The organism is Alteromonas sp. H02, assembly GCF_059682525.1.
This window is the reverse complement of sequence record NZ_CM185021.1, coordinates 4,066,361-4,079,898: the sequence shown is the minus strand read 5'-3', so window position 1 is coordinate 4,079,898 and position 13,538 is coordinate 4,066,361. Positions and strand designations below refer to the sequence as shown.

Here is a 13,538-nt window from a genome sequence, read left to right as displayed (position 1 = left end):
GTGTGCAGCGTAATTAAGTCCGCGACTGACTAACTGCAATTAAAATTGTGAACGCGACAATTAAGTTTGTGAATACAATTAAGATTGTGAATAGCTAGATATGAGGAAGGCGAACCAGGTGGTTCGCCTTTTTGTATCGTGCGCCGGGCATGGCGCGTGGTGTTTCGACACCGTTTAACTCACTGTGGTGGTGAGTTGATGACTTGGAGGTGAAAGTCCTCTGCACACCCGGCAAGGGGAAGTGTTAGCCGAACGGCAAGGGTGTTCACCGCGAGGTGAAATCTGAAGGAAGCCGAAGGCAAAATGCTGGCCTGACGAACAGGAAGCGGTTTAGGCGTTGTTGCAGGGTGAGGTGGCGATTATCACTAAAGCCCAATACTTGCACGGAATGCAGCAACGTAAAGCCGACAGGCATAAGCAGGAAGGTCGCGCGAATTACCCCGGGAGGTCTGATGTTCTGCCTCTGATTTATTTTTTTTTAAAAAAACAGCGTGCTACTGACATCAAGAGGTGTTGGGATGGAATATCAGAAGTCAGCCGAGGCCGTAGTAGTGTTATTAAACCGATAACATGAAGGGCTGAACATACTTAACCGCTATTAGGACACTGTTACTCGATGTTGATTAATGATGCACAAGCGCAAAAGACTGCGGCCAGTGAGTGCGAAGACGGGCGGAACCTGTCGGGATACGCCTCTGGTGTTGAAATTGACACGGCGGGCAGTGGGCGAACGAAAGCGGAACCATCGGTGACGATGGAAGCAGTGACAGACCGAGCCAATATGATGCTGGCCTATCAGCGGGTGGTGGAGAATAAAGGCGCAGCGGGTGTAGATAACCTGAGCACGCTGGACTTAAAACCGTGGCTGAAACAGCATTGGCAAGGTGTGAAGGTCTCACTGACAGAGGGCAGCTATCTACCGCGGGCCATCCGTAAAGTGGATATCCCGAAACCGAACGGCGACGTCAGGACGTTAGGCGTACCAACGGTGGTAGACAGACTCATCCAGCAAGCGATAGCACAACGGCTAAGTCCGTTGGTAGAGCCGTACTTCTCTCACTCCAGCTACGGATTCAGACCAAACCGCAATGCATGGCAAGCAGTGCAACAAGCACAGCAATACATACGTAGCGGAAAACGGTGGGTCGTAGACATGGATTTGGAGAAGTTCTTCGACCGGGTAGACCATGACATCTTAATGTCGAAACTGGCGAACCTGATAGAAGATAAACGGCTGTTGAAACTCATCCGTCGCTTCCTTGAAGCGGACATGATGGATAATGGCGAATGGGTCACAAGGGACAGAGGCATGCCGCAAGGCGGCCCACTGTCACCATTGCTATCAAACATCCTGCTGGATAGCTTAGACAATGAATTAGAGCGACGAGGTCACAGCTTCTGCCGCTATGCCGATGACTGCAATATCTACGTGAGCAGTCAAAAGGCAGGCGAGAGCTTACTGGCCGATATCACCGACTTCCTGTCTAACGAACTGAAGCTGCAAGTGAATGTCAACAAAAGCGCGGTAGCCCGGCCATGGGAACGCAAGTTCTTAGGCTATAGCTTTACCCGGCACAAAGAGAGCCGGGTGAAAATCGCCGCGCAAAGTGTGAGTCGCTTCAAGGATAAAATCCGCGAACTGACCACAGGGCATTGCTCGCGCTCAGTCAGTGACACGATAAACGTATTGACACCAGTACTTCGTGGCTGGATAAGCTACTTCCGCCTGACAAAGGTTAAAGGCGTGCTGGAAGAACTAGACGGTTGGATACGACGAAAACTCCGCTGCCTGTTATGGCGGCAATGGAAGGGAGTGTTTACCCGTGCTGGTAATCTGATGAAAGCAGGCCTTAGCGAGAGTCGGGCATGGTGGTCAGCGACAAACCAACGAGGTGCATGGTGGAATGCGGGGGCTAGCCATATGAATCAGGCCTTCAGAAAAGGGTGGTTCGATAAAATGGGGCTGGTATCACTGCTGGAGTGTCACCGACAGTTCCAGTGTTAATATGAACCGCCGTGGTACGGAACCGTATGCCCGGTGGTGTGAGAGGACGGGAGTTGTAAAACTCCCTCCTACTCGATACGAACAAAAAGAAATTAGCTTACGCCTAATACGACCGTATGATCTGGGTAGACTGTACGCCTCTAAATTACTCACCACATTAATTAATAACTCAACATTCTTAATTTTGTTTCCAACTTTGTATATTCAATATCACGAGAAACGATCGAGTTAAATACTGAACCACTGGCTTTCACTCGTAGATGATATATCAGCTCTTTGGTTAAGAAAAATAAAAAGGTGTGGCTTATTTCATCCTTGGCTCTAAGTGCATAGCAAGATTGATTCATCGCCATAGGGACAGCATTTAAAGCTAATCGGCCGACAGATCCTCTCGCAGTAATAAAAACAGTATTTGGATCGAATAATCGAGTACTACTTTTCTGTAATCCTTTTTCCGTGATGTAATCTTCAGGTTTGATAGTAAAAATACTATTGTCAGAGTCTGTTGGAGTAAGAAAGGGGATAGAACCCGAACAGAGTATAGTGGCTGATAATAAAGCCGTTGCGATTTTCCATTTTTTCAACATTGTTATCTCCAATGGGATGAGTTGTTGTGCTATCGAAGTTCCAATTGGATTAAACAACGCCGCCGGACAGGAAAACCTTCGGTAATAATAAGAATGTTATTCGGGTTTTTTATATAAAAATCATGCGGTTGAATAATTAATCTGCTGGTTTTTTTATGTCGATATATCCTGTAGTCTTGGGTTATCCGAACACAATACAAAGTTAGGATTAAAAAGTAGCGATCCCGGGTTGCCCGGGAGCACCCACTGCAAAACCGCGCACTCATTTAAGCGTGCTACTTTGGATGGTTCACCTGATGAGTTGCTTCACCATAGCAGTAGCCACACTGTGAGCACTTGCCGGGTTCTGGCCGGTGATCACTCGGTCGTCTTCTACCACGAAGTCCTGCCATGGCTGTACTTTGCTGAATCGCGCCGCTTTGCGGGCCAGCGCTTCTTCGAGCAGAAACGGAATATCGTTGATTGTGCCGTAGTCAACTTCTTCTTCACGAGTAAAGCTTGTGACTGATTTATTTGCCAGAAGCGCTTCGCCTGAGCTTAAAGTAATGGGCAATAAGGCCGCGGGGCCATGGCAAACCGCGCCAATTAACCCGCTGTTTTCGTAGTGAGTTGCGGCCAGTTTGGCAAACTCTTTATTACTGGCTAAATCGCTTAATAGGCCAAAACCACCGGGGTAAAATATGGCATCGTAATCGTCAATATTTACCTCTGAAACCGGCAGGCTGTTATTCGTACGGTTTTGAAAATCTTCGCTGGCGAGTACTTGTTGGTTAACCTCGTCGTCTTCAATGTCAGTACCGTAGACTGGCACTTTACCGCCGGCTATTGAGGCAATGTCATAATCAAATCCATGCTGGGTAAACACGTGAAGTGCGTGGGTGATCTCTGGTGAAAAGGTGCCGTTGGCCTGATCAGTGGTACCTAGCGTGGCGTGATTGGTTACCGGTACAAGTATCTTTTTCATGATGCTCCTTTTAGTCTGTTGCCTTGTTCATTCGCAATTACTATAAAACGTCCCTCATTGAATGATAATATGCTTATTTTTGTAAATACTGTTGTTATATAGCAATAATAGGGGCAGGGCTTTGGATAGTTTTGAAGGGATCGTCGAATTTATTGCGGTAGCCGAGAGCAGAGGTTTTTCAGCTGCGGCAAAACAGCTTGGCTGTAGCACCAGCCATGTGAGTCGTCAGCTGGCCAGACTGGAGGAGCGCCTGGGTTGTGTTTTACTCTCACGCACTACCCGGTTGGTGAGTCTGACTGACACTGGCGCGGTGTATTACCAGCAGGTTAAAGAACTACTCATCGGCTTACAGCAAGCTAATGAGCTGGTTAATCTGCAGCAAATTCACCTGACCGGTACCTTGCGAGTGAGTGCAGCAGGTGGATTTGCCGAACACTATGTGGCCCCGGCGCTGATGCGTTTTGCCCAGGCCCACCCCGAGTTAAGCATTGATATGGATTTTAACAGTCGTATGGTTAACTTTGTTGAAGACGGCATTGATTTCGCCATTCGTTATGGGGAGCTTGCCGATTCGAGCCTGATCGCTCGCAAACTGGTTAACCGGCCGATGATGGCGGTGGCCGCTAATGATTATCTGCAACACTATGGCGAGCCGAAACAGCCGGGCGATTTAAAAAACCATAGTTGTATCGTTACCAATAATGATACCTGGAAGTTCTTCCATAATGGCGCGCAGGAAAGTGTAAAAGTAAAAGGGCGCTGGCGCAGCAATAACGCCAATGCCGTACTGCAAGCTTGTGAGCAGGGTCTGGGCATAGCGTATATGCCCAAAAGTACGTTTACCGAGGCAGTTAAATGTGGCCGCTTGATGCCGATTCTACAACCCTATTGGGGGAGCGGCTCCAGTAGCTGGATTGTTTATCAGAACAGGCGCTTTATGCCTCTGCGTACCCGCATGGCCATTGATTTTCTGGTTCAGCATTTTGCCCGGTGGCGCGAAGATGAGAATATATAACAGAATGTAGCGTGGCGCTGGTGGTGATTAACTCGCTGAATTGGCAACAAGTTGAGCTTATCCCTGATAAATCACGTAGGTAACCTGATGATTATGAATAGCGTGTCGCATAAGTGTGACAAGTATTGCGCTAACAACGAATTAGGTAGGGAGCCTCATTTTGCAAAAAATACCCGCGCGGAAACAACTGCTGTTTGTTATTACGCTGCTCACTTCGTCATTTGTGGCGCTGGCTCAGAGCGCTTCGTCAGCACAAGTTAAGATGGAAGGCAGCGAAGGCACCACCCTTACCGGTCAGGTAATGGCATCCTTTGATCAACCCTGGGCAATGACATTTTTACCAGATGGTCACAGCCTGGTGACCGAAAAAGAAGGTGTCATCTGGCTGCTCGATAAAAATCAGCAAAAACGGTTTTCAGTTGAAAACGTACCCAGCGTTACTGCCCGCGGGCAGGGCGGCCTTGGCGATGTGATTATTCATCCGGAGTTCGCCACTAACAATACCATTTATGTGTCGTACATAGAACGCGACCCGGAAAACGATGCATTCAGCGGCGCTGTGATTGAGCGCGCTATGCTAAAAATAACCAATAACAGCGCAAGCTTGTCAGACCGCGAAATTATCTGGCGCCAGTCACCTAAGGTGACCGGTAACGGGCACTATTCCCATCGCATGGTGTTCTCGCCCGACGGTTATTTGTTTATTTCCTCTGGCGAAAGACAAAAGTTTACGCCAGCGCAAAACATGACAATGAATCTGGGTAAAATCCTGCGTCTAAACGACGACGGCAGCGTGCCGGAAGGTAATCCGTTTGTTGGTAATGGCGAAGTCAGCGGGCAAATCTGGACCCTTGGTCACCGCAACCCGCTGGGCATCGATTTTGATGCCGAGGGCAACCTGTGGGCACACGAAATGGGCCCTCGCCATGGTGATGAGTTGAACATCATTGAACGAGGGCGTAACTATGGTTATCCCATGGTTTCACAGGGCGATCACTATTCGGGCGTTAAAATTCCCAATCATGAAGATTTCCCAATTTTCAAAGCGCCGGAGAAGGCCTGGGTTCCCGCTATCAGTCCGGCTGGATTTATTATCTATAAAGGCAAGTTGTTCAGCAACTGGACCGGTAATGGCTTTATCGGTGGATTGTCTTCCAAGGCCTTAGTGCGTGTTACATTTAATCAGAATGACAAAGGCGCATGGCAGGTTGAAGAAGCAGAGCGTTATGAGTGGGGTAAACGGGTGCGCGAAGTCGAACAAGACGATAAAGGCAATATTTATGTGCTGGAAGACAAAAGAGATGGCCGCTTAATCAAACTTCAGCATAATCATTAATTCGTAACCTGGGTGGCTGCATGGCTTCGACCATGCCCACCCGGTTTTTCCTCTCTTACTGTGCATACCCACAGAAAAAACTGACTTAACACTTTGTCGCCACAGAGTTTTTTATACCTGTAGATGTGAAGCAATACGCCTGAATAGTTGTTTGTAGGATAAACAGCGTGTATAAAATGATGTGATGTTACTTACCGTTTCGTAAAGGTTTTCATGTCCTTTCGTAATACCCTGCGGTGGCTTGGATGCGTGCTTTGGGTAACCATTGTCAGTCCGGCAAACGCTCAATCCCCACCCCAACTAAGCGAGTCAGTCGAAGATGTGACTTCACAGATTGTTGATGCGCGCATCGAGGGCAAGATGCGACGTGCCGATGAGCTTGCTGAGCAGTTTATTAATCAAGCCCGGGCGCGGAATGATGCCGGTCTTGAAGGACAGGCGCTATATCAGCAAGCACGTAACGCCATGGAACGAAATCGTTATGACCTGGCGCAAAGTAAACTTATCGAAGCGATAGAGCGATTTAAACGTGTTGACGATCAGCCTCGGCTGGGTAAAGCATATCGTCAGATGGGGCTAACTTATCGCTATCAGTCGGGTTACTCTCAGGCGCTTCAATATGTTTATTTGTCGATGCAGGTTTTTCAGAAAATTGGCGATAAAGACGCGATCAGCTCAGCATACAACAGCATCGGGGTCGTGCTGGAAAAGATGGGATACTATGAAGAAGCTCTGGAAGCTCACCAACAAGCTTTAGAAATGAACACCGTGCTTGATGATAAATCCGGAGTGGCCAGCGCATTATATAATATTGGTGATCTGCGCCGGGTGATGGGAGATCTGGACACTGCATTAACCTACTTTGAGAATGCGCTTGAACTGGATGTTGCTTCGGGTGACCCCAAAAATATCGCGTACAGCAACAACAAGATTGGCTATCTGCTTAATGCTCTGGGCCAACAAGAAAGAGCCCGTACTCATATCCTGAAAGCACTGGAACTGTTCCGAAAAATTCAGGCGCCACGGGATATCGATTGGGCCTTATCGTCACTGGCTCAGCTTGAAATGGACAGTGGCAACCTTGCAAAGTCTAAAACGCTTATCGACGGAGTAATAGAACGCGCCATCAAAAATGGCTATCGCAGTCTGCTGGTCGACTCCTATGAAATTGCTGCTGAGCTGGCCTACCGGCAAGCAGATTATGCCTCAGCGCTATCATTTATAGAGGCCGGCCTTGAACAAGCCAGGCAAAATAACGAACGCGCTGAGGAATCTGATTTTGAGGCGTTACGGGTTAAGGTTCACTTAGCGAATAACTCATTGGAACAAGCCTTTGAAGCACTGCAAAGGCAAAAAAGGCTGGATGACCAGCGACTGAACGAGGCACGGCTTGAGGGCATTACTAAAGTACAGGCTCAGGCCGAGTTTGTGCGCCGTGCTCACCAAATCGAATTGCTCGAAAAAGAGCAGGCCCTTGAGCAGACATCGCGTATTTTATGGATGACGGCAACTTTTACCATTGTCTGTGTATGCCTGCTCCTGTTGTTACTTTATGGTCGGTTAATTCAGCGCCGGATTAACGGTCAGCTGGAACAAAAAGTGGCCCAACGCACTCTGGAGCTGGAAGAGAAAAACCAGCAGTTGTCGGCAGCCTATCAGGAAGTAGAGGCGATCAGCCTTACTGATAATCTTACCGGGTTGCATAACCGCCGGTTCTTGAAAAATCATATTGAGCCAGACTTCGAGCATGTGCTAAGGATTTATTACGACTGGCATGTCGGCAAATCAGTCAAACCTGTCCACGCCGATGTAGTTATGTTTATTATCGACCTGGATGATTTTAAAAAGGTGAATGATTCTTACGGTCACAATGTCGGCGATAGCATTCTGGTTGAACTTGCCCGGCTTATGAAAAAGGTATTTCGTCAGTCTGACTATATGGTACGTTGGGGCGGTGAAGAATTCGTTGCTGTTGCCCGCTTCATTAACAGGGAAGAAGCGGCACTGTTGGCGCAGAGGATGCTTGAGATCATAAACACCCACCATTTTATAGTGAGCGATACACTGACACTCCAGCAAACTTGTTCCATCGGCTATGTGTGTTTCCCTCCGGTACTGCAAGCGCCAGAGATGAATATCAGTTTTAAAGCACTGATGGCGATTGCCGATAGTTGTCTTTATGCTGCCAAAGCGGCTGGCAAAAATAGTTGGGTTGGCGTGGAGTCTGCTCAGGATCCGGCGCTATTTGAAGATGAGGCATCGTTACCACCAATAGAAAGTTTACTGGATAACGAGCAGGTAGTTATTCGACGTGCCGGTGGTTAGCTGGCGATCATGAATAACACGGTAATTATTTGGAATTGAGCTAAACTTTCTTAAATGTACGATTATGAAAGAAATTTACAAAACGCTGCTAAATGCTTGTATAGGACGACAATGTGTTCAGATAAACGGCAACAGACAGACTTCGGTGATTCCTATGATGCGGCAGAGCTTAGATTTTTGGATCTTATTTGTTCACTTGCCAAGGTGTCTATTCAAGGCTACGACAAGCACAGAAAAGTTATTTACTGGAATGAATCGAGCGAGGAGATTTACGGATATTCCCGCGAAGAGGCTATTGGGAAAAAGCTGGAAGACTTAATTATTCCTCCTCCTATGCGGGAGGAAGTGCTTACTTTGCATCAACGATGGCTGGACCAAGGGGTGCCGATTCCGTCGGCGCAGTTGCCGCTGCAGCGCAAGGACGGCAGCATCGTACACGTCTTTTCTTCCCACGTTATGCTCAAAGCCAATACCGATTCGCCTGAAATGTTCTGTATCGATATTGATTTGAGTGAACAGTATGCGGCGCGGGAAAAACTGGAGCAAATGGCGTCTACCGATTTACTTACTGGCTTACCCAATCGCCGTCAACTTGAAAATGCCCTACAGAGTCGCATTGCGAATTCTCAACAAACTGGTGAGCAGTTTGGACTGTTCTTTGTCGATCTGGACATGTTTAAAGAAGTAAATGATACCCTGGGTCATTCGTGGGGCGACGAGTTGTTACGCGCAGTATCGCAGCGCTTGCAAGAATGCCTTGCAGACAATGGGCTAATTACCCGGTTTGGCGGCGATGAGTTTGTGGTGGTCACTAATGCACTGGATAGCGCTGGAGCCAGCGAGCTTGCTGGCAAATTAACGGGGTGCTTTCAGCATGCGTTTGAGCTGAGCGATGAAAGTGTTCGGATTACCCTGAGCGTGGGCATTAGTCTGTATCCTAAAGATGGCGAAAAGGCTGGCGATCTGCTCAAAAATGCAGATTTAGCCATGTACGATGCTAAAGCCAAAGGGCGTAATCGTTATGAGTTTTTCACTCAATCGCTGGCCTTGCAACTGCAGGAGCAGCGCAAGCTGGCTGCGCAATTACATGAGTCACTGAACAACCATGAATTTGAGTTGGTGTATCAGCCGCAATTTGACTTAAGCTCCGGCAGCATCGCAGCTTGTGAAGCCTTATTGCGCTGGCGGCCTACTCAGGAAGTGGCCAGTGTTTCTCCTGGCGTGTTTATTCCGATTGCTGAGCGCACCGATCTTATTTTGCATATTGGTCGTTGGGTAATGGAACAGGCTTGCCAACAGGTGAAGACCTGGCGTGAACAAGGCATTAATATCCGCGTCGATATTAATGTGTCGGGCCGCGAGCTGGTTGAGTCAGGCTACTTTGCCAGTCTCGACGAATGCCGTGCTCGCTATGGGCTCAAGCCACAGGATATTGGTATCGAACTGACCGAAAATATCCTAATTAAAGCGGGGAGTGAGGTCCTGGAAGAGCTCAAAAAGCAACGCGAAAAGGGGGTTGAAATCTCGGTTGACGACTTTGGCGTGGGCTATTCATCGCTGAGTTATTTAAAACATTTCCCGGTAAGTCATCTTAAAATCGACCGCACGTTCCTTAAGGATGCGCCGGAAAGTGCTTACGATGGCGCCCTCATGGAGGCCATTGTTAATGTGGGTCATAAGCTGGACTTGTTTATTGTTGCTGAGGGGGTCGAAACCGAAGAGCAGTCTTTGTATTGCCAGGCACTTAACGTTGAATATGCCCAGGGCTTTTTGTATGCTAAGCCCATGGCTGCGCGGGAGCTTGAAAACCTGTTAATGCCCACCGAATAACCATTTACTACCGCTTTTTAGTCAGTTGTAGCTGGGCGAACAGCGGAAAGTGGTCAGAGCCGTAGCCCGGTAGTCTTTCCACCTTCACCATATCAAAATCCCGCGAGTGAAAAATATGATCCAGCGGCCAGCGCACCATCGGGTATTTGGCGTGAAAAGTATTGTAAAAACCACGTCCTACACGCGGATCCTGAGCTTTACTAAGCTTGCGGAATCGTCTTGTACTGGGGGACCAGGCTACGTCATTTAAATCGCCCGATACAATCACCGGATCCTTATGTTCTGCCATCTCTTTACCGATTATGGCTAACTCAGTGTCCCTTGGCGCGGCAGATTCATTTTCGGTTGGACTCGGCGGTTTGGGATGCAGAAAATAAACAGTTACCTGCGTGCCACTAATATCGATTTGTACTTCCATGGAAGGCACATCATCTTCCACGATATAGCGGATCTGTTCGCCTTTAAAAGGCAGCTTGCTGTATAAGTGCATGCCGTACAGGTTTTCCAGCGGGCAGGCTAAGCGGTGCGGATAATCGGAGTGAATCGATGACATAGCATCCTGCCAGGCCTGATTACTTTCCAGCAGGATAAGCATATCAGGCTGATATTGCCTTACCAGAGTTTTCAGCCCCTCGTAGTTATCGTTATACATATACACATTACTGGTTAGAATACTGAGCGTACAGTTGTCATCAACCTTACTCACCTGGTTCACCTGCTTGGGCCACAGTGCGGTATAGGGCAGGATCCAGATTGCCTGGTAGATACCCGCAAGCGCCAGGCCCATAATCATAACAACCGCTGCGAACGGATGTGTCATCGTCATAAAAAACCAGCCTGTCATGCACAACAAAATGAGTACAAACAACTGTAAACGGGGAAATTCCCACACTCTGATAAGCCAGTGTTTACCGGGCAGATGAGGTGCCAGGGTGCTGAACAGCATAAATAAGCTAGCCAGAAGTAGCGTGATGTACATGGGCGTCCTTGAGCAGTAGGTCCTGAAGGTAAGATACCTTTATTCTCTGACTTTTAATACGCAACCGCCAAATTCGATCAATTCGGGTCGATAAATTCACCAGTTGAGAAAAAGGGCTTAATGCGCGTATGATTATCGTTTTTCTGTGATAAGAACTCCCAATGTATCAGGACTTTCAAGCGGAGCTGGCCTGGGCCAGGCTCCATATGCCGCGCACTCGCGCTGCCATCAATGCGATACCGGACCTTAAGGGCGTAAAACTTGCCTGCAATATGCATCTGGATCTAAAAATGGCACCACTGGTAGTCGGTCTACTCGATGCCGGTTGTGAAGTATTTCTGACAACCTGTAACCCTACTACCGTGCAGGATGATGTAGTGGCGCATCTGGTTAGCAAAGGCGCGGTCGCCCATGCCTGGCGAGATATGAGTGACAAGGACTGGTCTGAATCTTTCGATAAGGCACTAGCCTGGGGGCCAACCCATTTGTGCGAAATGGGGGCCGACCTGACCACACGCCTACACGAAGGTGATCTTCAGCCAAATATAATTGCCGGCCTGGAAGCAACCGGCTCTGGCATTAATCGGTTGGGCAATGTAACGCCCCGTTACCCTATCTTTAACTGGGATGACCTGCCGGTAAAAGAAGGGCTGCATAACCGCCATATGGTGGGATTAAGCGCCTGGCAAACCTTTTTTCAAACCACGCACCTGACGCTGCACGAAAAAGTTGTGGTGGTGATTGGTTACGGACTAGTCGGGCAGGGGGTTGCCGCCTCGGCCAAAGCCTTTGGCGCACAGGTGCAGGTGGCCGAGCTGGATCCGGCGCGCGCATTACAGGCTAAATATGATGGCTGGCCGGTAGTCGATTTAAGTGAAGCGGTTAAAACCGCCGATGTTGTTGCTACTGCTACCGGCGCTTATGGCGTAGTAAGTGCCGCGCATCTTGATAGCATGCAAGACGGAGCGTTTATTTTAAACGTGGGTCATGTGGCGCAGGAAATCGACGTGCCTTACTTAAAGCAGAATGCTTCCCACAGCGAACCAATGCCCTATGTTAATGCGTATCAGTTGGGCGATAAGACGCTGTTTTTACTGGCTGACGGTTCTATGTTTAACCTTACCGCCGGCTATGGCGACAGTTTAAATGCCTTCGATGTCACCCTGGCGGTAATGGCTGCAGGGATTGGCCATATCGTCGGCGAAGGGGCATCAGCAGAAAAAGGCCTGTATCTACTGCCCGAGCACGCCTGGCTGAGCGCGCTCTGATAAGCCCGGTTTACAGGAGGTGATTTAGCACCTCCTATTTATCCCTCTGCTTTCATACTTCGCTTAATTTCTGTTTACATGGGTTAACCCAACGGTAGCACTGACGGTAAAAAAAGTGTTATCTTTGGCGCTGAAATTCATTTGTATGACAAATGCCTCGATATAACTTGAGAAATAAATGATGACAGCAAAGACAAATGACCCATTAGTGGCCCAGCGTGCCGACCCTTTTGTGTACAAACACAGTGACGGTTTTTATTATTTTACCGGCTCAGTGCCTACCTACGATCGCATTGAACTAAGAAAGTCTGCAACCATTGAAGGCTTACAGGACGCCGAAACTTTTGATGTGTGGTTTAAGCACGACAGTGGCCCCATGAGCCGCCACATCTGGGCACCAGAAATCCACTACCTGGATGGTAAGTGGTACATCTATTTTGCCGCCAGTCAGGAAGATGACATCTGGGCGTTACGCCCCTATGTGCTTGAGTGTCAGGGACAGGATCCGCTTAACGACGAGTGGATAGAGCTCGGCATGATGCAGCCTGCCGATGGCGACGAGAAATCCTTTATCGATTTTTCACTGGATGCCACCGTATTTGAAAATAACGGTAAGCGTTATTTTTGTTGGGCCGAGAAGACCGGCGGGCAGTTTGCAGCGTCCAACCTGTACCTGGCTGAAATGGAATCGCCTATTAAACTTAAAACCACGCAGTTTATGCTCACCACACCGGACTACGACTGGGAGCGGGTTGATTTTTGGGTAAACGAAGGTCCGGCTGTGCTTAAGCATAATGGCAAAATCTTTATCGCGTTCTCGGCCAGTGCTACAGGTGCCTGCTACTGTATGGGCTATATGGAAGCCGATGAAAACGCCGATCTGCTGGATCGCAATGCATGGACCAAAACCAGACATCCCGTGTTGCAAACCGACTACGAGAAGAAAATCTTTGGCCCCGGCCATAACTGCTTTACCGTAGCTGAAGATGATGTAACCCCTTTGTGTGTTTATCATGCCAGGGATTACGAGCATGCCGTTGGCGATCCGTCGGTGGTACCAAAAACCGATACTCGCCCGCTGGAAGAAATCAAGCAGGATCCATTGTACGATCCCAATCGTCACGCCCGTGTGATGGAAGTCAAGTTTGATGCCAAGGGCAAACCGGTGTTTGAACTCTACTAAATATTCTTTTAAGCCGCCGCATTACAGCGCGGTGGCTTTACCTGTT

Annotated in this window: 10 protein-coding genes; 7 read left to right on the top strand and 3 right to left on the bottom strand. The window is 48.5% G+C overall.

Annotated elements, in window-relative coordinates:
• Positions 1-616: 616 nt before the first annotated feature.
• Positions 617-2,005 carry a group II intron reverse transcriptase/maturase gene (gene ltrA, locus AC566Q_RS18935; protein ID WP_499609383.1) on the top strand — a complete coding sequence of 463 codons (1,389 nt, stop codon included), beginning with the start codon at positions 617-619 and terminating at the stop codon, positions 2,003-2,005.
• Between the two features lie 161 nt (positions 2,006-2,166).
• Here ltrA and AC566Q_RS18930 read toward each other — a convergent pair whose 3' ends face one another.
• The gene (locus tag AC566Q_RS18930; protein WP_499609381.1) at positions 2,167-2,592 is read right to left on the bottom strand and encodes a restriction endonuclease subunit S; all 426 of its coding nucleotides are present in this window, start codon (positions 2,590-2,592) and stop codon (positions 2,167-2,169) included.
• A 289-nt stretch (positions 2,593-2,881) separates the two neighbouring features.
• Positions 2,882-3,556, bottom strand: a complete 675-nt coding sequence (locus tag AC566Q_RS18925) for a type 1 glutamine amidotransferase domain-containing protein (protein WP_499609379.1) — start codon at positions 3,554-3,556, stop codon at positions 2,882-2,884.
• 121 nt (positions 3,557-3,677) lie between these two features.
• On the opposite strand from AC566Q_RS18925, the gene AC566Q_RS18920 reads away from it, so the two are divergent.
• The 4 genes from AC566Q_RS18920 to AC566Q_RS18905 all read left to right on the top strand — a co-directional run bounded on the left by AC566Q_RS18920 (position 3,678) and on the right by AC566Q_RS18905 (position 10,062).
• On the top strand, positions 3,678-4,571 hold the full coding sequence (locus tag AC566Q_RS18920) for a LysR family transcriptional regulator (RefSeq protein ID WP_499609376.1): 894 nt from the start codon (positions 3,678-3,680) through the stop codon (positions 4,569-4,571).
• Between the two features lie 169 nt (positions 4,572-4,740).
• Positions 4,741-5,907 carry a PQQ-dependent sugar dehydrogenase gene (locus AC566Q_RS18915; protein WP_499617554.1) on the top strand — a complete coding sequence of 389 codons (1,167 nt, stop codon included), beginning with the start codon at positions 4,741-4,743 and terminating at the stop codon, positions 5,905-5,907.
• A 213-nt stretch (positions 5,908-6,120) separates the two neighbouring features.
• A complete protein-coding gene (locus AC566Q_RS18910; protein WP_296046450.1) occupies positions 6,121-8,232 on the top strand; it encodes a diguanylate cyclase in 2,112 nt (703 codons plus the stop codon).
• Positions 8,233-8,343: 111 nt separating this feature from the next.
• A complete protein-coding gene (locus tag AC566Q_RS18905; RefSeq protein WP_499609373.1) occupies positions 8,344-10,062 on the top strand; it encodes a sensor domain-containing protein in 1,719 nt (572 codons plus the stop codon).
• 7 nt (positions 10,063-10,069) lie between these two features.
• On the opposite strand, the gene AC566Q_RS18900 is transcribed toward AC566Q_RS18905, so the two are convergent.
• Positions 10,070-11,041, bottom strand: a complete 972-nt coding sequence (locus AC566Q_RS18900) for an endonuclease/exonuclease/phosphatase family protein (protein WP_499609368.1) — start codon at positions 11,039-11,041, stop codon at positions 10,070-10,072.
• A gap of 161 nt (positions 11,042-11,202) precedes the next feature.
• Between AC566Q_RS18900 and AC566Q_RS18895 the strand changes: the two genes are divergently transcribed.
• The gene (locus AC566Q_RS18895; RefSeq protein WP_105935960.1) at positions 11,203-12,309 is read left to right on the top strand and encodes an adenosylhomocysteinase; all 1,107 of its coding nucleotides are present in this window, start codon (positions 11,203-11,205) and stop codon (positions 12,307-12,309) included.
• Positions 12,310-12,490: 181 nt separating this feature from the next.
• A complete protein-coding gene (locus tag AC566Q_RS18890; protein WP_105935961.1) occupies positions 12,491-13,492 on the top strand; it encodes a glycoside hydrolase family 43 protein in 1,002 nt (333 codons plus the stop codon).
• Positions 13,493-13,538: the final 46 nt, after the last annotated feature.

Coding starts and splice junctions, on each gene's coding strand:
- AC566Q_RS18905 (WP_499609373.1), top strand. CDS start 8,344: ATGTGTTCAGATAAACGGCAACAGACAGACTTCGGTGATTCCTATGAT.
- AC566Q_RS18930 (WP_499609381.1), bottom strand. CDS start 2,592: ATGTTGAAAAAATGGAAAATCGCAACGGCTTTATTATCAGCCACTATA.
- AC566Q_RS18895 (WP_105935960.1), top strand. CDS start 11,203: ATGTATCAGGACTTTCAAGCGGAGCTGGCCTGGGCCAGGCTCCATATG.
- AC566Q_RS18890 (WP_105935961.1), top strand. CDS start 12,491: ATGACAGCAAAGACAAATGACCCATTAGTGGCCCAGCGTGCCGACCCT.
- AC566Q_RS18910 (WP_296046450.1), top strand. CDS start 6,121: ATGTCCTTTCGTAATACCCTGCGGTGGCTTGGATGCGTGCTTTGGGTA.
- ltrA (WP_499609383.1), top strand. CDS start 617: ATGTTGATTAATGATGCACAAGCGCAAAAGACTGCGGCCAGTGAGTGC.
- AC566Q_RS18925 (WP_499609379.1), bottom strand. CDS start 3,556: ATGAAAAAGATACTTGTACCGGTAACCAATCACGCCACGCTAGGTACC.
- AC566Q_RS18900 (WP_499609368.1), bottom strand. CDS start 11,041: ATGTACATCACGCTACTTCTGGCTAGCTTATTTATGCTGTTCAGCACC.